We start from the raw sequence: 23,281 nt of genomic DNA on the forward strand, positions 1-23,281 counted from the left end.
GACGCAGCACACCATGGCATCCACCTCCCCCGCACGTCGCTCCGGCCGCCGGCACCCGCTGGCGACGGCCGCCCTGCTGGTCGTCGGCCTCCTCGCGACCGGCGGCGCCTACGCGCTCGCCACGACCTCGGCAACGGCCGAGACCACCGCGGCGAGCGAGCAGCTCGTCGAGGACGGCGGCAAGCTCTTCGCCGCGAACTGCGCGAGCTGCCACGGTCTCCAGGGCGCGGGCACCGAGGCCGGCCCGTCGATCATCGGCGTGGGTGCCCTCGCCGTCGACTTCCAGGTCGGCACCGGCCGCATGCCCATGGCCGCCTCCGGCCCGCAGGCCGAGGTCAAGCCCGTGCAGTTCACGCAGGAGCAGATCGACGCGATGGGCGCCTGGGTCGCGTCGCTCGCTCCCGGCCCGGCGGTCCCGCCGGAGCGCTACCTCGCCGGCGATGGCGACGCGGCGGTCGGCGCCGAGCTCTTCCGAATCAACTGCGCCATGTGCCACAACGTCGCCGGCGCGGGCGGTGCGCTCACCGAGGGCAAGTACGCTCCGAACCTCGCGGGCGTGGACCCGGTGCACATCTACGGCGCGATGGCGACCGGTCCGCAGAACATGCCCGTGTTCAGCGACCTGAACCTCACTCCCGAAGAGAAGAACGACATCATCACCTACCTGCAGTACATCGAGGAGACCCCGTCCGTCGGCGGCTTCGACCTCGGCGCGCTCGGCCCGGTGTCGGAGGGGCTCTTCATCTGGATCTTCGGCCTCGGCGGACTCGTCGCAGTGACCATCTGGCTCACCGCGAAGTCCAACTGACGGCCCGTGCAGCAGGTTAGGAAAGGACGATGATGGCGGACGTTCACGGCGGCGCGACCGGCGGCGAGGCCGCGGAGACGGCTGTCGAGAAGCACGCGAGCAGCGCATCCCCCGGGGTCGCCGTGGAGCGCGCCGATCGGATCTCCAACCCCGGCTTCCCGCCGGAGCGCCAGCGCGTCACGGATCTCGACCCCGCGAAGGAGCGCTCCGCGGAGCGCACGGTGTCCGGGCTCTTCCTGCTCTCGGTCGTCGGGAGCGTGCTCGCGGTCGTCGCCTACGTCGCCTTCCCGATCGTCGAGGGCGACCCGAGCACCATCCGCCTCAACAACCTCTTCCTCGGCCTCGGCATCACGCTCGGCCTCCTCGGCATCGGCATCGGCGCGGTCCACTGGTCCAAGGCCCTCATGCACGGGCACGAGCTCGTGGAGGAGCGCCACGGCACGCGCGGCTCCGACGAGACCCGGGCCAAGGCCGTCGAGATCTTCCAGGCCGGCAACGCCGAGTCGGGCTTCACCCGTCGCAGCCTCGTCCGCAACACCCTCATCGGCGCGCTCGTGGCGACCCCCATCCCGGCGATCGCGATCTTCCGCGACCTGGCGCCGGCGGAGGATCCGATCGCGCTGCTGAAGCACACGATGTGGGAGGAGGGCGTGCGACTCACCCGCGACCCCTCCGGCACGCCGATCAAGGCCTCCGACGTCACGATCGGCGCCGCGTTCCACGTCATCCCCGAGGGTCTCGCCGAGCTCGAGTCGCACAAGCTGGAGGAGAAGGCCAAGGCCGCCGTCCTCCTCATGCGCCTCCCCCTCGACCGGCTCAACGAGCGCGAGGACCGCAAGGACTGGTCCTACGACGGCATCGTCGCCTACTCCAAGATCTGTACGCACGTCGGCTGCCCCGTCGCGCTGTACGAGCAGCAGACCCACCACCTGCTGTGCCCCTGCCACCAGTCCGAGTTCGACGTGGCCAACCACGCCGAAGTCATCTTCGGACCGGCGGCGCGCCCCCTTCCCCAGCTCCCGATCACTGTGGATGAAGAGGGTTACCTCGTCGCCAAGAGCGACTTCACCGAACCTGTGGGTCCGAGCTTCTGGGAGCGTGCACTGTGAGTACCGCAACTGAGCCCGTCGCACCGGCCGCTGTCGCGCCGTCGCGCGGCATGCGTTTCACCGGGTGGGCGGCGAACTACATCGATGAGCGCACGAGCGCCTCGACGGCCGTCAAGGCGCTGGGTCGCAAGATCTTCCCCGATCACTGGTCGTTCATGCTCGGCGAGGTGGCGCTGTACAGCTTCGTCGTCATCCTGCTCAGCGGCACGTTCCTGACCTTCTTCTTCGACCCCTCCATGACCGAGGTCGAGTACGAGGGCTCCTACGTCCCGCTCCAGGGCATCCCGATGTCGGTCGCGTACCACTCCTCGCTCGACATCTCGTTCGAGATCCGCGGCGGCCTGCTCATGCGCCAGGTGCATCACTGGGCGGCGCTCCTGTTCGTCGCCTCCATCGGGCTGCACATGCTGCGCGTGTTCTTCACCGGCGCCTTCCGCAAGCCGCGCGAGCTCAACTGGGTCATCGGGTTCCTCCTCTTCGTGCTCGCGATGGCTCTCGGCTTCACGGGCTACTCGCTCCCCGACGACCTGCTCTCCGGAAACGGTCTGCGCATCATCGACGGCATGATCAAGGCCGTACCCCTCGCCGGCGGCTGGATCTCCTACCTGCTGTTCGGCGACGAGTTCCCGGGCACCGACATCATCCCCCGCCTCTACGTGCTGCACATCCTGCTGCTGCCGGCGATCCTGGTCGCCCTCATCGGCGCGCACATGGTCCTCCTGATCGTGAACAAGCACACCCAGTTCGCCGGCCCCGGCCGCACGAACGACAACGTCGTCGGCGCCCCGGTCATGCCGGTGTTCGCCGCGAAGGCCGGTGGCTTCTTCTTCATCGTCTTCGGCGTCATCGTGCTCATCGCGTCGCTGTTCACGATCAACCCGATCTGGAACTACGGCCCCTACGACCCCTCCCCGGTGTCCGCGGGAACGCAGCCCGACTGGTACATCGGCTTCGCCGACGGCGCCCTGCGCCTGATCCCGCCGGGCCTGGAGATCGTGGTGTTCGGCTACACGGTGTCGTTCAACGTCCTCATCCCGCTCGTCGGCCTGCTGGTCTTCCTCGCCGCCGCTGCCCTGTACCCGTTCCTCGAGGCGTGGGTCACGGGCGACAAGCGCGAGCACCACATCGCCGAGCGCCCGCGCAACAACCCGACCCGCACCGCGATCGGCGCGGCCGGCGTCACGTTCTACGCGGGCCTCTGGGCCGCGGCGAGCTCCGACCTCATCGCGACGCACTTCCGCCTCTCGATCGAGGGTGTCATCCACACCCTGCAGTTCGTGACGGTCGTCGGCCCGTTCATCGCCTACTTCGTCACGAAGCGCGTCTGCCTCGCGCTCATGAGGAAGGACCGCGAGATCGCGCTCCACGGCTACGAGTCGGGCCGCATCGTCCGCCTCCCGGGCGGCGAGTACATCGAGGTCCACGAGCAGCTCGACGACTACGAGCGCTGGAAGCTCGTGAGCTACGAGGAGTACCAGCCGCTCATGGTGCGCCCCGACGCCCGCGGTCGCATCACCGCCCGGCAGCGCGTCCGCGCGAGCATGTCGCGCTGGTTCTTCGAGGACCGCATCTCGCCCGTCACGCAGCGAGAGCTCGAATCGCAGCGCCACTAGCACCACTCGCACGACGGCGTAGCGTGTGAGCATGACCGGCGCGCCCATCACCACCGTCCTGCTCGACGTCAACGAGACGCTCACCGACCTCGGCCCCCTCGAGGGGTGGATGCGCGAGCGCAGTCTCCCCGCCGGCTCCGCGAGCGCGTGGCTCGCCGCGGTCCTCCGCGACGGCTTCGCGGCCTCTCTGGTCGGGCTGCCCATCGGCTTCGGCCCTCTCGGGGAGACCGCGCTGCGGGATCTCGCGGCGGGAGTCGATGACTCCGCGCCGCTCGACGCGGCCGCCGTCGACGCGATGCTCGAGGAGCTCCCGTCGGCGGTGGGGGCGCTGCCCGCCCACGACGACGTCGCCCCGGGCATCCGTCGCATGATCGCGGAGGGCCTCGGCGTCTCGACGCTCACGAACGGCTCGACGCGCGTCGCGCAGGGGCTCCTGGAGCGGCTGGGGCTCAGTCGCGAGGGGGTCGCGACGCTCAGCGTCGACGGCACCCGCACGTGGAAGCCGCATCCCGAGGCGTACCTGGGCGCCTGCGACCGGCTCGGCAGCATGCCCGAGCAGACCGCGCTCGTCGCGTGCCACCCGTGGGACGTGCTCGGCGCGCAGCGTGCGGGCCTTGTCGGCGTGTGGCTGCCCCGCGGCCGCACCTGGCCGACGGGCTACCCCGAGCCCGACCGGACGATCGCGGCGCTCACGGACCTCGTCGACGCGCTCTGATCGATCGGGCGACCGTCAGCGCTCGCGACTCTCGCGCCACTCGCGGTCAAGCAGCGCGAAACGCTCGAGCGTCGACCAGGCGCCCTTGAACCAGTCACCCTCGACGATCGCGCCCTCGTGCCGAAGACCCACCCGGCGCATGAGGGCGAGCACGGGCGCGTTGCGGGCGTCCCCCTGCATGACGATGCGGTGGGCGCCCTGACGCTCCATCAGCCAGTCGATGACTGCATCCAGCGCCTCCCGCGCGTAGCCCTGGCCGTGGTGAGCGGGCGCGAGCGTGACACCGAGCTCGTACGTGTCGGGCTGGTGGGGGTCGGCGCCGACCGCGACGTCGCCCATCAGCGCGCTCGAACCGACCGCCGCATCCCGCGCGTGGAGGCCGAGCTGCACCCACTCCCCCGCCGACGGCACCGACTTACGCGGCTGCCCGTCGACGAGAGCCTGCGCGTCGGTCGCCGAGTACTCCGTGCTCCACGACTGGTGGCGCGCGATCTCGGGATCGCGACGATAGGCGACGAAGGCGGGGATGTCCGCGGTCACGATCGGCCGGATCACGAGCCGCGCGCTGCGCAGCTCCACACTCACGGCCGGTGCGCTCGTCGGATCAGAAGACCCGGCGCATGTACTCGGCGTTCTGGCTGTAGCCGAGTCGGTCGTAGAAGCCGCCCGCGCGCCGACTGGCGACCGTGATCTGCCGGACGCCGCGGCGGATGCACTCGCGCTCGACGGCGTGGACGAGCTCCGTGCCGAGGTCCTGGCCGCGCGCGGCCTCGTCGACCGCGATCTCCTGGAGCTGCGCCGAGGCGCCGTTGGTGGAGAGCAGCCGGGCGATCGTCGTGACGGCATAGCCGCGCACCACGCCCTGATCGTCCTCGGCGACGAGCAGCAGGAGGTCGGAGTCCTCCTCCGCGGCGATCGCCTCGGAGAAGCTCACGTCGAAGGCCGCGCGCACGGGGATGAAGGCCGCGCCGAGCTGCTGGACGAGCTCGAAGACCGCGTCCGCGTCCTCCGCGCGCGCGCGACGAACCGTCACCTCAGCGCCCGAAGTTGCCGCGGTAGTACTCGTACACCCAGCCGACGAGACCGAGCATCGCGAGCGGAACCGCGTAGAACATGATCCAGATGCCCGCGGCCAGGCCGAGGAACGCCAGGCTCACCGCGCCGGCGAGGAACACCGGCCACCAGCTCCACGGCGAGAAGTGCCCGAGCTCGGGGTCGCCGTCATCGATGTCGGCGTCGAGGCGGTCCTCCGGAAGAAGCCCGCCCGTGGAGCGGTTGACGAGCTGCAGGTAGAACGCGATGAACGCGGACAGAACGGCGCAGAGGCCGATGGCCACCGTCCCGACCCACTCGACCCGGTCCGTCGAGATGAGCGCCCAGGTCGTGTAGACCGCCGTCAGGAGGGCGAAGAACGCGACGAGGATCCAGAAGATGTTGATGTTGGTCTTCATGCGCGGACTACTTCACCTTCTCGTCGCCGAGGTCGTACGTGGGAGCGTCGGGGGCGTCCTTCGCGGGGCCGATCCCGACCGGGATGCCCGCCTCCGGGTGGTTGAGGTCGAACGCCGGCGACTCCGAGCGGATGCGCGGGATCGAGCTGAAGTTGTGACGCGGGGGCGGGCACGAGGTCGCCCACTCGAGCGACCGGCCGTAGCCCCACGGGTCGTTGACCGTCACCTTGGGGGCGCGACGCGCGGTGATGTACACGTTCAGCAGGAACGGGATCATCGACGCGGCGAGCAGGAACGAGCCGAAGGTCGACAGCTGGTTCATCCAGGTGAAGCCGTCCTCGACGAGGTACGTGGCGTAGCGGCGGGGCATGCCCACGACGCCGAGCCAGTGCTGCACGAGGAAGGTCGTGTGGAAGCCGACGAAGAGCAGCCAGAAGTGGATCTGACCGAGGCTCTCGTTGAGCATCTTGCCCGTCCACTTCGGCCACCAGAAGTAGAAGCCGGCGAACATCGCGAACACGACCGTGCCGAAGACGACGTAGTGGAAGTGGGCGACGACGAAGTAGGAGTCGGAGACGTGGAAGTCCAGCGGCGGCGAGGCGAGGATGACGCCCGTGAGACCGCCGAAGACGAACGTGATCAGGAAGCCGATCGTCCAGATCATCGGCGTCTCGAAGGTCACCGAGCCTCGCCACATCGTGCCGACCCAGTTGAAGATCTTCACGCCCGTGGGCACGGCGATGAGCATCGTCATGAGCGCGAAGAACGGCAGGAGCACCGAGCCCGTCACGTACATATGGTGCGCCCACACCGTCATCGACAGCGCCGCGATCGCGATCGTCGCGTAGACGAGCGTCTTGTAGCCGAAGATCGGCTTGCGGCTGAACACCGGCAGGATCTCCGACACGATCCCGAAGAACGGCAGGGCGAGGATGTACACCTCCGGATGCCCGAAGAACCAGAAGAGGTGCTGCCAGAGGATCGCGCCGCCGTTCGCGGCGTCGAAGAAGTGCGAGCCGAACACGCGGTCGGCACCGAGAGCGAAGAGCGCACCGGCCAGGACGGGGAACGCCATGAGCACGAGCAGCGAGGTCACGAGTGTGTTCCACGTGAAGATCGGCATGCGCCACATCGTCATGCCGGGGGCGCGCATCGTGATGATCGTCGTGATGAAGTTCACGGCGCCGAGGATCGTGCCGAAGCCGCTCATCGCGAGGCCGAAGACCCAGAGGTTGCCGCCGACGCCGGGCGAGAAGGTCTGGCTCGACAGCGGCGCGTAGGCGAACCAGCCGAACGAGGCGGCGCCCTGGGGCGTGAAGAAGCCGGCGACCGCCATGAGCGAGCCGAAGGAGTAGAGCCAGTAGGCGAAGGCGTTCAGTCGCGGGAAGGCGACGTCGGGCGCACCGATCTGCAGGGGCATGATGACGTTGGCGAAGCCCGCGAAGAGCGGCGTCGCGAACATCAGCAGCATGATCGTGCCGTGCATCGTGAAGAGCTGGTTGTACTGCTCGTTCGTCGAGACGACCTCGAGGCCCGGAGCGAAGAGCTGCGCGCGGATGACGAGCGCCATGACGCCGCCGACGAGGAAGTAGATGAACGACGTGATCAGGTACATGTACCCGATCGTCTTGTGGTCGGTCGAGGTGACCCAGCCGACGAAGACGTTGCCCTTGCGGGCGATCCCGGGGTTGCTGTAGCCGGGCTCGGCAGTGCCGATGGAGGGACGCGGTGCGGTCGTCGTCATGATGCCGCCTACTCCTCTTCGCTGGAGCCGGTGGTGCCCGGCAGGTTGGAGTTAGTGTTGAAGGTCTCGTCGACCTGGCCCTCGAAGCCGGCGGCACGGAGGGACTCGATGTACGCGTCGTACTCGTCCTGGGAGACGACCTCGACGTTGAAGAGCATGAGCGAGTGGTACTCGCCGCAGAGCTCGGCGCACTTGCCGACGTACGAGCCCTCCTTCTCCGGGATGAAGTACCAGTAGTTGGACTTCGCGGGGATCATGTCCTTCTTGTAGAGGAAGTCGACGATCCAGAAGGAGTGCAGCACGTCGCGCGACTCGATCTTGACCTCGACCTTCTGCCCCACAGGCAGGTACAGGGTCGGGAGCGTCGAGGCGTCGATCTGGCCCTCGTCGGTCTTCTGGGCCTGGATGCCCTGGTAGTACACGTCCTCGTTGACGTAGTTGAAGTCCCACGCCCACCGCTTGCCATACACCTCGATCGTGACGTCGGGGTCGGCCAGGGGCTCCTCGATCGCGGTCTGGTCCCGTGCCGTGAAGGCGAAGAAGCCGATGATGAGGATGAGCGGCACGACCGTGTACAGGATCTCGATCGGCATGTTGTAGCGGAGCTGGACGGGGAGGCCCGTCTGGCCCTTGCGGCGGCGGTACACGACCGCGGCCCAGATGATGAGGCCCCACGTGATGATGCCCACGCCGAGCAGGACGATCCACGACGTCACCCACAGGCCGATGACGCGGTCGACCTGGTTGGTCGTCCCCGGCTCGGTGGGCAGCCAGCCCAGCTGCTGCTGGGGCGTGCACGCCGCGAGGACGAGCGAGGTGACGACGGCGAGGGGGATCGCCGCCAATCGAAGACGTCGGTTGGAACGCACCGGTGGCCTCTCGAAAGGAGTGAATGAGGGACGTGGAACGTGTGCCAGTCTACGTCACCCCCGCCGCCGGGAACGCCCTCCGACGCTCCGAGAACCCGGCGAGAACCCTGCTGAGCGGCCGGTCGGCCGGCCCGTCGCGGCCGGCCGCGGCGCGAACGACGACGGCGCGGGCATCCATGATCGCGGATGCCCGCGCCGTCGATCGCGCGGGTGCCGGGATACGGGCGCGGGCCCGCCCTCCCGGCAAGAGACGAAACTCAGTGGAAGCTGTCGCCGCACGCGCACGAGCCCTGCGCGTTGGGGTTGTCGATCGTGAAGCCCTGCTTCTGGATGGTGTCCTCGAAGTCGATCGAGGCGCCGTCGAGGTAGGGCACGCTCATCCTGTCGACGACGACCTCGACGCCCTCGAAGTCGCGCGTGACGTCGCCGTCGAGCAGGCGCTCGTCGAAGTAGAGCTGGTAGATCAGGCCCGAGCAGCCGCCCGGCTGCACCGCGAGGCGGAGGCGCAGGTCATCGCGGCCCTCCTGCTCGAGCAGCGACTTGACCTTGGCGGCGGCGGCATCGGTCAGGGCGACGCCGTGCGTCTCGAGAGCGGTGTCGGTCATGGGGTTCCTCCCGGAGTCGATGGGACTGGTGCCAGTGTACGTCGCGTTCCCGGATGCCCGGCCCGCACGGGAGTCAACGCCGGGCGCGTCGGATCTATTCGCGCTCGGGCAGCTCGACCGCTCCCCCGAGGCGCGCGAGCAGCACCGCCTCGGTGAGGATCGCCCGGTGCAGCACGCCCAGGTGCAGGGACTCGTTGGGGCTGTGGGCGCGGGTGTCCGGGTCCTCGACGCCCGTGACGAGCACGTGCGCGTCGGGGAAGGTCTCCGTCAGCTCGGCGATGAACGGGATCGAGCCGCCGACGCCCACCATGACGGGCTCGGCCTCCCACGCCTCGCGCATCGAGGCGAGGGCCTCGTCGACGGCCCAGGCGCTCGTGTCGACGAGGAAAGGGTTGCCGAGGTCGACGGCGCCGAAGCTCACGTGGGCCCCGAACGGGACGTGCGCCTCGAGGTGGGCGCTGATGGCGGCGAAGGCCTCCGCCGCCGACTGGCCGGGCGCGACCCGCGCGCTGATCTTCACCGAGACGCTCGGAAGGAGGGTGTTGGAGGCGTTCTGCACGCTCGGCGCGTCGATTCCCGTGACGGTGATCGTCGGCTGCGCCCACAGGCGGTGGAGCACGGGCCCTCGGCCGATCGGGGTCACGCCCTCCAGCAGCGCGGCCTCCTCGCGCAGGCGCTCCTCCGTGTACTCCGGCACCTCCTGATCGTGCGCGCGCAGACCCTCGACTGCGACGGAGCCGTCGGCGTCGTGGAGCGTCGACAGGAGCCGGATCGTCGCGAGCATCGCATCGGGTGCGGCGCCGCCGAACATGCCCGAGTGGGAGGCGTGGCCGAGCGTCGAGACGGTGAGGGTGAAGGCGGCGTTGCCGCGCAGGCCGACCGTGAGCGACGGCGTGCGGACATCCCAGTTGTCGGAATCGGCGACGACGATGACGTCAGCGGCGAGGAGGGCGCGGTGCTTCTCGAGCAGGGCGGTGAAGGAGCGTGAGCCGAACTCCTCCTCCCCCTCGATGAAGAGCACGAGCCCGAGCTCGGGGTCGCCGACCGACTCGACGAGCGCGCGGATCGCCGCGACGTGGGCGATGACGCCGGCCTTGTCGTCCGCGGCGCCTCGGCCGTAGAGCCGGTCGCCGATGACGGTCGGCTCGAAGGGCGGGGTCTCCCAGTCCTCGTCACGGCCCGGGGGCTGCACGTCGTGGTGGGCGTAGAGGAGGACGGTCGGGCGGCCAGCCCCAGGCTCGCGGCGGGCGAGGACGGCGGGCTGCCCGAGAGTGCCGGCGCCCGGGATCTCCACGCGATCGACGATCACCTCGTCGAAGACGCCCAGCTCCCGCACCAGGCGGGCGACCTCGTCGGCCGAGGCCTGCACGCGAGCCGGATCGAAGCCGTCCCACGACACCGAGGGGATGCGCACGAGCGTCGAGAGATCGGCGATCGCGGCGGGGAGGCCGTCTCTCACGCTCCCCCGCAGCTGCTCGATGAGGTCGGTCGGAGTGGCGGGCCTCGTGGGCCGGTCGTGGAGCGTCATGCCGGTAATCTAGTGGGCGACTCCACCGGAAGGATGTGCCGCCGTGGCCCCCCGAGACAACGCTGACGCCGCCGCTGCGAAGGCGGGCACGACCGCGTCGACCGCCGCCGACTCGCGGGAGGAGGCCGCCGCGATCGCCGCCGGCAAGGGTCGCCCGACGCCGAGCCGCCGGGAGCGCGAGGCCGCGCGAAAGCGCCCCCTCGTGCCCAACGACCGCAAGGAGGCCGCGAAGGCCGCGCGCGCGAAGATGAACGAGGCGCGCGACCGCGCTCGCATCGGCATGGCCAACGGCGAGGAGCGCTACCTCCCGACCCGTGACAAGGGCCCGCAGAAGCGCTTCGTGCGCGACTACGTCGACGCCCGATGGGGCGTGGGCGAGTTCATGATCCCCGTGATGTTCGCCGTGATCCTGCTCAGCTTCGTGCCGACGCTCGACGTGTACGCGATCCTCGCGCTGTGGGCGTTCTTCCTCGTCGCCGTGCTTGACGCGACCATCCTCGGCTTCCTCGTCAAGCGCCGGCTCGCCGAGAAGTTCGGCGCCGATCGCGTCGAGAAGGGCGTCCGGTGGTACGCGGCGATGCGCTCGCTGCAGCTGCGCGCGCTGCGCCTGCCGAAGCCGCAGGTCCGTCGCGGGCAGTTCCCCGCCTGATCCGGCGCCGGGTCAGCGCGCGGCGGGTGCGGTGCGCCGCAGGCGCGCGAGCCCGCGGGTGACCTGCCGCGCCCAGCCGGGACCGCGGTAGAGGAACGCCGTGTAGCCCTGGACGAGGGTGGCTCCGGCCGCGAGGCGCTCGGCGGCGTCCTCCGCGGTGTCGATGCCGCCCACGGCGATCACGCAGTAGTCGGCGGGGACGGCGGCCCGCACGCGGCGCAGCACCTCGAGCGATCGCTCCTTGAGAGGGGCGCCGCTCAGCCCGCCCGCGCCGGCGGCCTCGACGACGGCCGGGTCCGTCGCGAGACCCTCGCGACCGATGGTCGTGTTCGTCGCGATGATCCCGCGCAGGCCCTTGCTGACGGCGAGGCGCGCGACCGCGTCGATCGACTCGTCGTCGAGATCGGGGGCGATCTTCACGAGGACGGGAGTCGGCCCCGCCTCGTCGAGCACGGCATCCAGCAGCGGACCCAGGAGGGCCTCGTCCTGCAGTCCGCGGAGCCCGGGGGTGTTGGGCGAGGACACGTTGACGGCGAGATAGTCGGCGACGGGCGCGAGGAGGCGGGCCGACGCGCGGTAGTCGGCCACGGCATCCTCGACCGCGACGACGCGGCTCTTGCCGATGTTCGCGCCGATGATCGGGCGCGGGCGGCGGGCGGCCTCGCGCCGGACGTTCTCGGCCGCGTGCGCGGCGCCGCGGTTGTTGAAGCCCATGCGATTGACGACGGCGCGGTCGGCGATCAGGCGGAACAGGCGCGGGCGGGGGTTGCCCTCCTGCGGGATCGCGGTGACGGTGCCGATCTCGACGTGGCCGAACCCGAGAGCCCAGAGGCCTCGGATGCTCTCCGCATCCTTGTCGAACCCCGCGGCCATGCCGAACGGCGACTCGAAGCGCAGCCCCATCGCCTCGACCGCGAGGCTCGGGTCGGGCGCGGTGAACCGCCGGACGATGCTCGTCAGGCCGAGCCTCGGGATCGCGCGGATGACGGACACGGCCACGTGGTGGGCCCGCTCCGGATCCATTCGGGCGAAGACCTGACGGAAGACGACGTCGTACGCGCCCACGCGCTCAAGCCTCGGTCGCGCGCTGCGCGTCCTCGATGCGCAGCTGGCGGATGGCGGACTCGAAGTCGTCGAGGTTCTCGAAGGCCTGGTAGACGCTCGCGAAGCGGAGGAACGCGACCTCGTCGAGCTGGCGCAGCTCGGGGAGGATCGCGAGGCCGATGTCGTTCGCCTCGAGCTGCGAGGCCCCCGTCGCGCGGAGGTTCTCCTCCACCTTCTGAGCGAGCAGGGCGAGATCGGTGTCGGTGACGGGCCGGCCCTGGCACGCCTTCCGGACGCCCGCGACGATCTTCTCGCGCGAGAACGGCTCGACCACGCCGTTGCGCTTGATGACCGACAGGCTCGCGGTCTCGGTGGTCGAGAAGCGGCGACCGCACTCGGGGCACTGCCGGCGTCGCCGGATCGAGAGCCCGTCGTCGCTCGTGCGCGAGTCGATGACGCGGCTGTCGGGGTACCGGCAGAAGGGGCAGTGCATGGTGATCGAGCCTACCCGTCGGCGTCGCGGAAGCGCGCGCGGACGGCCTCGCCGTGGGCGGGCAGCTGCTCCGCCTCGCTCAGCGCTCCGACGCGGTCGGCGACCGCGCGCAGGGCCGCGCGGTCGTACTCGACGATCTGCTGCGGGCGCAGGAAGCTGTACGCGCCGAGCCCCGCGGCGAAGCGCGCCTGCCCACCCGTCGGCAGGACGTGGTTCGATCCGGCGATGTAGTCGCCGAGGCTCACGGGCGTGTGGTCGCCGACGAAGACCGCGCCCGCGCTCGTGAGGCGCGGGACGAGCGCGTGCGGGTCGCGCACTTGGACCTCGAGATGCTCGGGGGCGTAGGCGTTGCTGAAGCGCGCCGCGGCATCCAGATCGTCGACGAGGACGAGCGCCGACTGCGGCCCGGAGAGGGCGATCTCGACGCGCTCGCGGTGACGCGTGGCGGCGACCGCGGCGGGCAGCGCCGCCTCGACCCCGGCCGCGAGGGCGGGCGAGTCGGTGACGAGCACCGCGCCGGCGAGCTCGTCGTGCTCGGCCTGGCTCACCAGGTCGGCGACGACGAGGTCGGCCGAGGCCGACTCGTCGGCGATCACCAGGATCTCAGTCGGGCCGGCCTCGGAGTCGATGCCGACGACGCCCGTGACCGCGCGCTTCGCGGTCGCGACGAACAGGTTGCCGGGGCCCGTGATGACCTGCACGGGCTCGAGGCCGAGCTCGGGCACCCCGTAGGCGAGGGCGCCGATGGCGCCGGCGCCGCCCATCGCGTAGACCTCGTCGACCCCCAGCAGGTGGGCCGCGCCGAGGATCGTCGGGTGCACGGCGCCCCCGAATGCGGCCTGCGCGGGGCTCGCGAGAGCGATCGACGCCACGCCCGCGACCTGCGCCGCGACGACGTTCATGACGACGCTCGAGGGGTAGACGGCCTTCCCGCCGGGCACGTACAGGCCGACGCGGTCGACCGGCTGCCAGCGCTGCACGATGCGCGCGCCCGGGGCGATCTCGGTCGTGACGGTCGGCGGCACCTGCGCGGCCGTGCCGCGGCGCACGCGGTCGATCGCCTCCACGAGGGCCTCGCGCACCGCGGGGTCGAGCGCGGCCTCGGCCTCGCGCAGCGCGTCGAGCGGCACGCGCACGTGCGGCGGGCGGACGCGATCGAAGCGCTCCGCCTGATCGAGGAGGGCGGCGGCGCCGCGGGCGCGGACATCCGCGATCAGGGCGTCGACCGCCTCGACGGCGGAGCCGATGTCGCTCGCCGAGCGCGGGACGAGGGCGAGGAGGTCGGCCGTCGACAGGACGCGGCCGCGGAGATCGAGGGTCTGGATCATGACGCGATCAGCCTAATCGCGGCCAGCCTCGGGAATACCCCGCTCCCTCGGGTGTTGGATCCGGTGTGATGACCACCGCAGCCGACGCCACCGGATTCGACGCCTTCGCCCAGGCATTCCGCCGCCACGCGGCGGGCGTCGCGGTGATCACGGCGCGCACCGCGGGCGGTGACCCGGTCGGCTTCACGGCGACGTCGCTCGCCTCCCTCGCCGCCGCTCCCCCGCTCGCGACCTTCAACATGGCGCGCACGGCGAGCAGCTGGCCCGCGATCGCCGAGACCGACCACGTCGCGATCCACATGCTCGGCCTCGACGACTTCGCGGTCGCGCGCATCATGGCCGGCGACCACGACCGCCGCTTCGACGGCGACCACTGGGAGCCCGGCCCGCACGGTCTGCCCATCCTGACGGGCGTCACCGCGTGGATGGTCGGGCGCATCGTCGCCCGCACGCACGTGGCGGAGAACGCGATGATCGCGGTGCAGATCGAGGAGGGCGCGCTCGGCGAGCCCGACGAGCCGCTGCTGTACCACGAGCGACGCTACCGCGCGCTCGGCGCCGAGCTCTAGAGCCCGCGCAGCGGCCCGTCGGGGACGGCGGCGCTACGCGCGGTCGGTGCCGATCGCGCCGTCGATGTTCGACTTGACGTCGGCGATCTGGTCGGTGAACTTGCCGCCGGTGACCTTGTCTGCCACGTCGGCGACGCCGTCGAGCACCTTGTCGCTGATGTCCTCGGCCTGCTCGCTCTCGAGCATGCCCTTGACCTCGTCGCTCTCGAGGAACTCCTTGGCCTTGTTCGTGATGTCGTCGATGCCCATGTCTGCTTCCTCCTCGCGCCGCTGGCGCTTCCGGGCGCCCCCGTCGGGCGCGTCGGCACGATTCTGCTCGTCCGCCCTCCCTCGCGGGCGCTCTCTCAGCGGATGCCCGGCTCAGGCGAGCGCGCGGGGCCCCAGCAGGCTCTTCACCTCGCCGAAGAAGCCCGCCGTGGGCGCGATGCGGTGCGGCAGCTCGAAGACCCTCGCGGCCTCGTCGCGGACGAGCCGCAGGCGCACCTCGGTCGAGCCGCGGTGGCGGCGCAGGACGGCCTCGAGCTCGGTGACGACGTCGACCGTCGCGCGCTGCTCGCGCACGGAGAGCACGAGCGGACCGTTGTCGGTGGCGAGGCCGAAGTCGGGCATCTGCAGCGTCATCGCCTGCAGGGTGATGCCGTCGTCGCGGTGGTTGACGCGACCGCGCAGCACGACGATCGAGTCGGCCTGCAGGCGCGGGCCGAACTCCTGGTAGGTCTTGCCGAGGAACATGACGGTGAGCTCGCCGCCGAAGTCCTCGATCGTGACCATGCCGTAGGCGTTGCCCGAGTTCCGCGCGACGCGGTGCTGGACGCTCGTGATGAGGCCGGCGACCGTCACCTGCTCGCCGTCGTCGGGCGGATTGTCGTTGAGCTCGGCGATCGAGGCACCGGCGTGCTTCGCGAGCGCGACCTCGAGCCCCGCGAGCGGATGGTCGCTGACGTACAGGCCGAGCATCTCGCGCTCGAAGGCGAGCTTGTCCTTCTTCGCCCACTCCGGGCGCTCGGGCACGCTGGCGGGAGTCGCCTCCCCCTCGTCGAACAGGCTGTCGAAGTCGAAGCCGACGTCGCCCTTGTCCTCCGCGCGCTTGTCCTTCACGGCAGCCTCGACCGCGCCCTCATGGATCTCCATGAGCGCGCGACGCGTGTCGCCGAGCGAGTCGAACGCGCCGGCCTTGATGAGCGACTCGATCGCCCTCTTGTTCGCGACGGGGGTCGGAACCTTCTTGAGGAAGTCGTGGAAGCCCGTGAATCGCCCCTTCTCCTCCCGGGCGCGGCGGATGCCCTCGACGACGTTGGTGCCGACGTTGCGGACGGCGCCGAGGCCGAAGCGGATGTCGTCGCCCACGGCGGCGAAGAAGCCGATCGACTCGTTGACGTCCGGCGGCAGGACGGTGATGCCCATGCGACGGCACTCGTTGAGGTACACCGCCATCTTGTCCTTCGAGTCGCCGACGCTCGTGAGCAGTGCGGCCATGTACTCGGCCGGGTAGTGGGCCTTGAGGTAGGCCGTCCAGTACGAGACGACGCCGTAGGCGGCCGAGTGCGCCTTGTTGAAGGCGTAGTCGGAGAACGGGAGCAGGATGTCCCAGAGTGTCGTCACCGCGGCCATCGAGTAGCCGTTCGCCTGCATGCCGGCGCTGAAGTTCTCGAACTGCTTGTCGAGCTCGCTCTTCTTCTTCTTGCCCATCGCGCGCCGCAGCAGGTCGGCCTGCGCGAGCGTGTAGCCCGCGAGCTTCTGCGCGATCGCCATGACCTGCTCCTGGTAGACGATGAGGCCGTAGGTCGTGCCGAGCACCTCCTCCAGCGGCTCGGCGAGCTCGGGGTGGATCGGCGTGATCGGCTGCCGGCCGTTCTTGCGCAGCGCGTAGTTCGTGTGCGACTCCGCGCCCATCGGGCCCGGGCGGTAGAGCGCGAGGACGGCCGAGATGTCCTCGAAGTTGTCGGGCTTCATCATGCGCAGCAGCGACCGCATCGGGCCGCCGTCGAGCTGGAAGACGCCGAGGGTGTCGCCGCGCGCCATGAGCTCGTAGGCGGCCGGGTCGTCGAGCGCGAGGTCCTCCAGCACGAGCTCGGTGCCGCGGTTGGCGCGGATGTTGTCGAGCGCGTCGTCGATGATCGTGAGGTTGCGCAGCCCCAGGAAGTCCATCTTGATGAGCCCGAGCGACTCGCAGGCGGGGTAGTCGAACTGCGTGACGATCTGGCCGTCCTGCTCCCGCTTCATGATCGGGATGATGTCGATGAGCGGCTCGCTCGACATGATGACGCCGGCGGCGTGAACGCCCCACTGGCGCTTCAGGTTCTCCAGGCCCAGGGCGGTGTCGAAGACGCGCCGGGCATCCGGATCGACCTCGATGACGGCGCGGAAATCGCCGGCCTCCTTGTGACGGGGATGCGCGGGGTCGAGGATCCCGGAGAGCGCCATGTCCTTGCCCATGATCGCCGGGGGCATCGCCTTGGTCAGCTTCTCGCCCATGCCGAAGGGGAAGCCGAGCACGCGCGAGCTGTCCTTGAGCGCCTGCTTGGCCTTGATCGTGCCGTACGTGACGATCTGCGCGACCCGCTCGTCGCCGTACTTCTCGGTGACGTAGCGGATGACCTCGCCGCGACGGCGGTCGTCGAAGTCGACGTCGAAGTCGGGCATCGAGACGCGGTCGGGGTTGAGGAAGCGCTCGAAGAGCAGGCCGTGCTCGATGGGGTCGAGGTCGGTGATGCGCATCGCGAAGGCCGCCATGGAGCCTGCACCGGAGCCACGGCCGGGACCGACGCGGATGCCGTTGCGCTTGGACCAGTTGATGAAGTCGGCGACGACGAGGAAGTAGCCCGAGAAGCCCATCTGCGTGATGACGCCGATCTCGTACTCGGCTCGCGCCCGCACCTCGGCGGAGATGCCGCCCGGGTAGCGGTGCTCGAGGCCCTTCTCGACCTCCGTGATGAACCAGCTGTTCTCGGTCTCGCCCTCGGGCACCGGGAACCGGGGCATGTAGTTGGCGGCCGTGTCGAACGCGACGTCCACGCGCTCGGCGATGAGCAGCGTCGAGTCGCACGCCTCCGGGTGGTCGCGGAAGAGCTCGCGCATCTGCGCCGGGGTCTTGAGGTAGAACTCGTCGGCGTCGAACTTGAAGCGGTTCGGATCGTCGAGAGTCGAGCCCGACTGCACGCACAGCAGGGCCGCGTGCGAGCTCGCGTCGCCCGGGTGCGTGTAGTGCAGGTCGTTCGTCGCGACGAGCGGCAGACCGAGATCCTTCGCGAGGCGGATGAGGTCGCTCATGATGCGGCGCTCGATGCCGAGGCCGTGGTCCATGATCTCGGCGAAGTAGTTCTCGCGCCCGAAGATGTCGCGGAACTCGGCCGCCGCCTCGACGGCCTTGTCGTACTGGCCGAGCCGCAGGCGCGTCTGCACCTCGCCGCTCGGGCAGCCCGTCGTGGCGATGATGCCCTCGCTGTAGCGGCTCAGCAGCTCGCGGTCCATGCGCGGCTTGAAGTAGTAGCCCTCGATCGAGGCGAGCGACGACATCCGGAACAGGTTGTGCATGCCCGTCGTCGACTCGGCGAGCATCGTGATGTGCGTGTACGAGCCCGCGCCCGAGACGTCGTCCTCGCCGCCCGTCCCCCACTTCACGCGCGTCTTGTCGGTGCGGTGCGTGCCCGGCGTGAGGTACGCCTCGGTGCCGATGATGGGCTTGATGCCGGCCTCGGTCGCGGTGCGCCAGAAGTCGAAGGCGCCGAACATGTTGCCGTGGTCGGTGACCGCGATCGCGGGCATGCCCTGGGCGACCGCCTCCTCGATGAGCGGCTTGACGCGGGCCGCTCCGTCGAGCATCGAGTACTCGCTGTGCACGTGGAGGTGGACGAACGAGTCGGTGGTCACGGCACCTCCGGGTGCGGGTCTGGGGCGTGGTCCGCGGCGTGCGGGGTCATCAGTCTAGGTCGCGCCGGAGGGCCGTTCGGCGTGTCGCGGGCGCGTCGCGCGAGCCGCGCATCCGTCGCCGAGAACGACCGGTCAGGATGCTCGGAGCACGTCGAGCGCGTGCTGGAGATCGTCGGGGTAGACCGACGAGAACTCGACGTCGGCGCCCGTGGCGGGGTGCCGGAAACCGAGCCGCATGGCGTGGAGCCACTGGCGAGTGAGCCCCAGCCGAGCGCTGAGCGTCGGGTCGGCGCCGTACATCGCATCGCCGACGCAGGGGTGCCGCTGGGCGGCCATGTGCACGCGGATCTGGTGGGTGCGCCCCGTCTCGAGGTGGATCTCGAGCAGGGTCGCGGAGGGGAACGCCTCGATCGTGTCGTAGTGCGTCACGGAGGGCTTGCCGTCGGCGACGACCGCGAACTTCCAAGCCGAGCCCGGGTGCCGGCCGATGGGCGCGTCGATCGTGCCGGAGAACGGGTCGGGGTGGCCCTGCACGATCGCGTGGTAGATCTTGCTGACCTCGCGGTCGTGGAAGAGCCGCTTGAGCTCGCGATAGGCCGCCTCGGTCTTCGCGACGACCATGAGTCCGCTCGTGCCCGCATCGAGGCGGTGCACGATGCCCGCGCGCTCGGCGGGGCCGGAGGTCGCGATGCGGAAGCCCGCGGCGGCCAGCGCACCGACGACGGTGGGGCCCTCCCAGCCGACGCTCGGGTGCGCGGCCACCCCGACGGGCTTGTCGATCACGACGAGGTCGTCGTCATCGTGCACGATGCGGAGGTTGTCGACGGCGATGGGCTCGATCGAGGGCTCGCGACGGGGCTCCCACGAGACCTCGAGCCAGGCGTCGCGCGGAAGCCGGTCGGACTTGCCGAGGGTGCGGCCGTCGACCGTGACTCCTCCGGCCTCCGCGACCTCCGCGGCGAAGGTGCGCGAGAAGCCGAGGAGCTTCGCGAGGGCGGCGTCGACGCGTTCGCCGGAAAGCCCGTCGGGGACGGGGAGGGCGCGCGACTCGGTCACGAAACCCCTCCCCGTCCCCGACGGAGGGTGATGCTCAGGAGCCGTAGCCCGGGTACTGGCCCGGCGTCTGCTGCGGCTGGCCGAAGCTCGGCGCGGAGCCCGGGAACTGCGCGGAGCCGGGGGCGCCGACGGGCGCGGAGCCCACGGGGCCGGCCGCGGAGCCGGGAGCGGCGGCCTCGGGCTGACCCGTCGCGGCGCTCGAGCCCTCGAGCTCGCGCAGCTGGCCCTGGATGTAGGTGCGGAGCTGGTTGCGGTACTCGCGCTCGAACACGCGCAGCTCCTCCACCCGGGCCTCGAGGGTCGTCTTCTCCGCCTGGAGCTGGTCGACGATCTGGCGCTGCTGGCCCTCGGCCTCGGAGACGAGGCGCTGGGCGGTCGCCTGGCCCTCGGCGATGAGCTCGTCGCGCTTGGCGATGCCCTCCCGGACGTGCTCCTCGTGGAGGCGGCGGGCGAGCTGCAGCAGGTTGTTCGTGCTCGTCGTCTCGAGCGAGGCGTCCTGGGCGGCGGGCGCCGAGGCCGGAGCCGGGGCGGCCGGAGCCGAGTACGCGGGCGTCGAGGCTGCGGGGACGGAGGCGACGGGCTGCGGGGCCGGCTGCTCCGCGGCGGGAGCAGCGCCGCCGCTGCGCTGCAGCTCGGCGATGCGGGCGTCGGCGGCGACCAGGCGCTGCTTGAGCTCGTCGTTCTCCTGGTTCAGGCGACGGAACTCGACGACGATCTCGTCGAGGAAGTCATCGACCTCGTCCTGGTCGTATCCCTCGCGGAACTTGGTCGACTGGAAGCGCTTGTTGACGACGTCTTCGGGAGTGAGGGCCATTCCGTGCTACCTCGGAACTTTCTGGAGAGCGGTCGGATAACGATGGGATAACGCTAGCAACAGCGAACCACACGCGTCACATCGGTTACCCCACCCTACCCACTCGACGCTCGACGCGTCAGGGGAGTCTCGCGCCGCGAAGGCTCAGCGCGCGCCCATGAGCGAGCTGGCGATCGACATCGCGATGAAGAGGGCGATCATGACGATCGTCCAGGCCAGATCGAGCTGGATCATGCCCAGCCGGATGGGCGGGATGACCCGGCGGACGGCCCGGATCGGCGGATCGGTGAGCGTGTAGCTGACCTCGGCGGCGACGACCACGGCGCCCGTCGGGCGCCATCCGCGATTGAGCGCCTGGATCCAGTCGAAGACGAATCGCGCCCACATGGCGAGGAAGACGATGAGAAGCGCGACGTAGATCACGCCGAACACGATGGAGAGGACGGCCTGCACGACGGTCAGTCTGTCAGGTCACACTGGGAGCCACGGCGCGCGGCGCGCGGCCGGACTCGCCCGCGGATTCGACGGCTCAGGAGAGGAACGAGGCGTCGACGTCCGGCTCCGCCTCGGCCTGCTCGCCGCTCACCGCGACGTGCGAGGGCGAGAGCAGGAAGACCTTGCTCGTGACGCGCTCGATCTTGCCGTAGAGACCCTGCGACAGACCGCTCGCGAAGTCGACGAGGCGACGCGCCTCGGACTCGGTCATCTGCGAGAGGTTGATGATGACGGGGATTCCCTCGCGGAAGCTCTCGGCGATGACCTGCGCGTCCTTGTAGTGGCGCGGGTGGACGGTGAGGATCTCGTTCATGTCGGAGGGTGCGGCATTCCGTGTCGGGGCGGAGCGACGCAGAGGCGTCACGGGGGCGCGCTGCGGACCCGGAGCGGGCACCGCGGCGACGGAGGGCGCGGGCTGCGCACGGTGGTCGCGCTGCTCGGCGGGAGCGTCGTACTCGACCTCTTCATCGGCGAGGCCGAGGTAGACCATGGTCTTGCGAAGCGGGTTCGTCATGAGGCGTCCTTCGAGTCGTGGTGCTCTTGCAGGCTATTGGGGCGCCGGACGTTTTCCGGTGATTGCGGTCCCGATCCGAAGGTGTGTCGCCCCCTCGGCGATGGCCTCGGCGTAGTCGCCCGACATCCCGGCCGAGAGGTCGGTCGCCTCGGGCGCGATCGTGCGCACGCGGTCGCCGATCGCGCGCAGTCGCGCGAAGGCCGTACGGGCATCCTCGTCGAGGGGCGCGACGCCCATGACGCCGCGCAGGCGCAGGCGCTCCGTCTGGAGGACGGCCTCGGCGAGCTCCTCGACGCGATCGGGCGAGACTCCGCCGCGACCGGGGTCGTCGGTGAGGTTGATCTCGAGGAAGACGTCGACCGCGCGCTCGGCGCCCGCGAGCGCGGTGACGAGGGATGCGCGGTCGACGGAGTGGATCACGTCGGCGTAGCGGGCGACGGCCTTCGCCTTGTTCGACTGCAGCTGCCCCACGAAATGCCAGGTGAGCGGCAGATCGGCGAGCTCGGCGGCCTTCGGCGCCGCGTCCTGGTGCCGGTTCTCGCCCACGTGCCGCACGCCGAGCTCGACGAGCTCGCGCACGAGCTGCGCGGGGTGGAACTTCGTCACCACGATGAGCGTCAGCTCCTCCGGCGATCGCCCCGCGCGCGCGCACGCGTCGGCGATGCCCGCCGTCACGGCGGCGTAGCGCTCGGCGAGCTCGGGCGAGGCCGTCACGCGGGTCAGCGGAGGAACTCGGGGATGTCGAGGTCGTCGTCGCTGTCGGCCTCGACCTCGAGCGGGTCGATCGGCGCGGTTGCGGCGAGAACGGGCGCGTGCCCCGCCTCGGGCGCCGAGTCGCCGGGCTGAGCGGTGACACGCTCTCCGGGGGCGGCGGGCACGAAGCTCGAGCGGCGGTCCTTCTGCACGGTCGTCGGCTCGCCGCCGTCGAACCCGGCCGCGATGACGGTGACGCGCACCTCGTCGCCGAGCGAGTCATCGATGACCGCGCCGAAGATGATGTTGGCCTCGGGGTGCACTGCCTCCTGCACGAGCTTCGCGGCGTCGTTGATCTCGAAGATGCCGAGATTCGAGCCGCCCTGGATCGACAGGAGCACGCCGTGGGCGCCGTCGATGCTCGCCTCCAGCAGCGGGCTCGCGACGGCGAGCTCGGCGGCCTTGATGGCGCGATCGGCTCCGCGGCTGGAGCCGATGCCCATGAGGGCGCTTCCCGCGCCCTGCATGACGCTCTTGACGTCGGCGAAGTCGAGGTTGATGAGACCGGGGGTCGTGATGAGGTCGGTGATGCCCTGGACGCCGGCGAGGAGCACCTGGTCGGCGGTCGCGAAGGCCTCGAGCATGCTGATGCCGCGGTCGGAGATCTCGAGCAGCCGGTCGTTGGGGACGACGATGAGCGTGTCGACCTCGTTCTTGAGGGCCGCGACGCCGTCCTCCGCCTGCGCCTGACGGCGCTTGCCCTCGAAGCTGAAGGGCTTCGTGACGACGCCGATCGTGAGCGCGCCGATCGACTTGGCGATGCGCGCGACGACGGGCGCGCCGCCCGTGCCGGTGCCGCCGCCCTCGCCCGCGGTGACGAAGACCATGTCGGCGCCCGCGAGGGCCTCCTCGATCTCCTCAGCGTGGTCCTCCGCCGCACGGCGGCCGACCTCGGGGTCGGCGCCCGCGCCGAGACCGCGCGTGAGCTCGCGCCCGACGTCGAGTTTGACGTCGGCGTCGCTCATGAGCAGCGCCTGCGCGTCGGTGTTGATGGCGATGAACTCCACCCCGCGCAGGCCGAGCTCGATCATGCGGTTCACCGCGTTGACACCGCCGCCGCCGATGCCGACGACCTTGATCACGGCGAGGTAGTTCTGGTTGCTGGTCACGTCCGGCCTCCGCGTCAAACCCTAAACCTCCAGTTGAGGTCTAAAGTTATGCTCAGTATGTACTCCTGAGACATGACGGTAGGGGCGCGAGGGGCGCAGCGCCCTCAAGCGCGCCGCGTGTCGGAGCGATTGCGCGCGAGACCCG

Annotated in this window: 24 protein-coding genes; 6 read left to right on the forward strand and 18 right to left on the reverse strand. The window is 70.5% G+C overall.

The annotated features are described in order from the left end of the window. Positions 1-13 precede the first annotated feature (13 nt). From ASC54_RS11740 to ASC54_RS11755, 4 genes are read left to right on the forward strand one after another with little or no spacing between them, the layout of a single operon-like run. Positions 14-808, forward strand: a complete 795-nt coding sequence (locus ASC54_RS11740) for a c-type cytochrome (protein WP_055861497.1) — start codon at positions 14-16, stop codon at positions 806-808. A 29-nt stretch (positions 809-837) separates the two neighbouring features. After that, positions 838-1,917, forward strand: coding sequence for a ubiquinol-cytochrome c reductase iron-sulfur subunit (locus ASC54_RS11745; RefSeq protein ID WP_055899188.1), 1,080 nt, complete (start codon positions 838-840; stop codon positions 1,915-1,917). A gap of 50 nt (positions 1,918-1,967) precedes the next feature. Further along, positions 1,968-3,530 (forward strand): ubiquinol-cytochrome c reductase cytochrome b subunit, encoded by a 1,563-nt coding sequence (locus ASC54_RS11750; protein ID WP_082515071.1) that lies wholly within the window; start codon positions 1,968-1,970, stop codon positions 3,528-3,530. Between the two features lie 31 nt (positions 3,531-3,561). Further along, positions 3,562-4,245, forward strand: a complete 684-nt coding sequence (locus tag ASC54_RS11755) for an HAD family hydrolase (RefSeq protein ID WP_055899191.1) — start codon at positions 3,562-3,564, stop codon at positions 4,243-4,245. A 15-nt stretch (positions 4,246-4,260) separates the two neighbouring features. Here the strand turns inward: ASC54_RS11755 and ASC54_RS11760 are convergent, their stop codons facing one another. The 7 genes from ASC54_RS11760 to ASC54_RS11790 form a co-directional block, all read right to left on the reverse strand. Next, positions 4,261-4,830, reverse strand: coding sequence for a GNAT family N-acetyltransferase (locus tag ASC54_RS11760; protein ID WP_082515072.1), 570 nt, complete (start codon positions 4,828-4,830; stop codon positions 4,261-4,263). A 19-nt stretch (positions 4,831-4,849) separates the two neighbouring features. Beyond that, positions 4,850-5,278 (reverse strand): GNAT family N-acetyltransferase, encoded by a 429-nt coding sequence (locus ASC54_RS11765; protein WP_055861509.1) that lies wholly within the window; start codon positions 5,276-5,278, stop codon positions 4,850-4,852. A 1-nt stretch (position 5,279) separates the two neighbouring features. Continuing rightward, entirely contained in the window at positions 5,280-5,696 is a 417-nt protein-coding gene (locus ASC54_RS11770; RefSeq protein WP_055861512.1) for a cytochrome c oxidase subunit 4, read from the reverse strand. Positions 5,697-5,703: 7 nt separating this feature from the next. Further along, positions 5,704-7,440 carry a cytochrome c oxidase subunit I gene (gene ctaD / locus ASC54_RS11775; RefSeq protein WP_055899196.1) on the reverse strand — a complete coding sequence of 579 codons (1,737 nt, stop codon included), beginning with the start codon at positions 7,438-7,440 and terminating at the stop codon, positions 5,704-5,706. Between the two features lie 8 nt (positions 7,441-7,448). Beyond that, positions 7,449-8,309: a cytochrome c oxidase subunit II gene (gene coxB, locus ASC54_RS11780; protein WP_055861518.1), complete on the reverse strand. Its 861-nt coding sequence runs from the start codon at positions 8,307-8,309 to the stop codon at positions 7,449-7,451. 257 nt (positions 8,310-8,566) lie between these two features. Further along, entirely contained in the window at positions 8,567-8,914 is a 348-nt protein-coding gene (gene erpA / locus ASC54_RS11785; protein WP_055861520.1) for an iron-sulfur cluster insertion protein ErpA, read from the reverse strand. 94 nt (positions 8,915-9,008) lie between these two features. Further along, entirely contained in the window at positions 9,009-10,442 is a 1,434-nt protein-coding gene (locus ASC54_RS11790; protein WP_055899199.1) for a dipeptidase, read from the reverse strand. Between the two features lie 43 nt (positions 10,443-10,485). On the opposite strand from ASC54_RS11790, the gene ASC54_RS11795 reads away from it, so the two are divergent. Next, positions 10,486-11,091 (forward strand): DUF3043 domain-containing protein, encoded by a 606-nt coding sequence (locus ASC54_RS11795; protein ID WP_055861529.1) that lies wholly within the window; start codon positions 10,486-10,488, stop codon positions 11,089-11,091. A gap of 12 nt (positions 11,092-11,103) precedes the next feature. On the opposite strand, the gene ASC54_RS11800 is transcribed toward ASC54_RS11795, so the two are convergent. Genes ASC54_RS11800 through hisD form a run of 3 tightly spaced genes read right to left on the reverse strand, consistent with a single transcriptional unit; the run spans position 11,104 to position 13,956 of the window. Next, on the reverse strand, positions 11,104-12,156 hold the full coding sequence (locus ASC54_RS11800) for a quinone-dependent dihydroorotate dehydrogenase (protein ID WP_156376823.1): 1,053 nt from the start codon (positions 12,154-12,156) through the stop codon (positions 11,104-11,106). Between the two features lie 4 nt (positions 12,157-12,160). Then, the gene (gene nrdR, locus ASC54_RS11805) at positions 12,161-12,628 is read right to left on the reverse strand and encodes a transcriptional regulator NrdR (protein WP_055861533.1); all 468 of its coding nucleotides are present in this window, start codon (positions 12,626-12,628) and stop codon (positions 12,161-12,163) included. Positions 12,629-12,639: 11 nt separating this feature from the next. Further along, positions 12,640-13,956 carry a histidinol dehydrogenase gene (gene hisD, locus ASC54_RS11810; RefSeq protein WP_055861536.1) on the reverse strand — a complete coding sequence of 439 codons (1,317 nt, stop codon included), beginning with the start codon at positions 13,954-13,956 and terminating at the stop codon, positions 12,640-12,642. Between the two features lie 68 nt (positions 13,957-14,024). On the opposite strand from hisD, the gene ASC54_RS11815 reads away from it, so the two are divergent. Next, positions 14,025-14,525, forward strand: a complete 501-nt coding sequence (locus ASC54_RS11815; protein ID WP_055861539.1) for a flavin reductase family protein — start codon at positions 14,025-14,027, stop codon at positions 14,523-14,525. A gap of 33 nt (positions 14,526-14,558) precedes the next feature. Here ASC54_RS11815 and ASC54_RS11820 read toward each other — a convergent pair whose 3' ends face one another. The 8 genes from ASC54_RS11820 to ftsZ form a co-directional block, all read right to left on the reverse strand. Then, a complete protein-coding gene (locus ASC54_RS11820; protein ID WP_055861542.1) occupies positions 14,559-14,774 on the reverse strand; it encodes an antitoxin in 216 nt (71 codons plus the stop codon). A gap of 111 nt (positions 14,775-14,885) precedes the next feature. Beyond that, complete coding sequence (gene dnaE / locus ASC54_RS11825; protein ID WP_235451487.1) at positions 14,886-18,347, reverse strand: DNA polymerase III subunit alpha; 3,462 nt, start codon at positions 18,345-18,347, stop codon at positions 14,886-14,888. 180 nt (positions 18,348-18,527) lie between these two features. Beyond that, entirely contained in the window at positions 18,528-19,451 is a 924-nt protein-coding gene (locus ASC54_RS11830) for an RluA family pseudouridine synthase (RefSeq protein WP_055899206.1), read from the reverse strand. Between the two features lie 34 nt (positions 19,452-19,485). Next, positions 19,486-20,265: a DivIVA domain-containing protein gene (locus ASC54_RS11835; RefSeq protein ID WP_055861551.1), complete on the reverse strand. Its 780-nt coding sequence runs from the start codon at positions 20,263-20,265 to the stop codon at positions 19,486-19,488. 144 nt (positions 20,266-20,409) lie between these two features. Continuing rightward, a complete protein-coding gene (locus tag ASC54_RS11840; RefSeq protein WP_235451465.1) occupies positions 20,410-20,718 on the reverse strand; it encodes a YggT family protein in 309 nt (102 codons plus the stop codon). 76 nt (positions 20,719-20,794) lie between these two features. Beyond that, a complete protein-coding gene (locus ASC54_RS11845; protein ID WP_055861554.1) occupies positions 20,795-21,274 on the reverse strand; it encodes a cell division protein SepF in 480 nt (159 codons plus the stop codon). Between the two features lie 33 nt (positions 21,275-21,307). Further along, positions 21,308-21,988: a YggS family pyridoxal phosphate-dependent enzyme gene (locus ASC54_RS11850; protein WP_235451466.1), complete on the reverse strand. Its 681-nt coding sequence runs from the start codon at positions 21,986-21,988 to the stop codon at positions 21,308-21,310. Between the two features lie 5 nt (positions 21,989-21,993). Beyond that, entirely contained in the window at positions 21,994-23,136 is a 1,143-nt protein-coding gene (gene ftsZ, locus ASC54_RS11855) for a cell division protein FtsZ (protein WP_055861560.1), read from the reverse strand. Positions 23,137-23,281: the final 145 nt, after the last annotated feature.

It is taken from the genome of Yonghaparkia sp. Root332 (assembly GCF_001425665.1).
GTDB lineage: Bacteria > Actinomycetota > Actinomycetes > Actinomycetales > Microbacteriaceae > Microcella.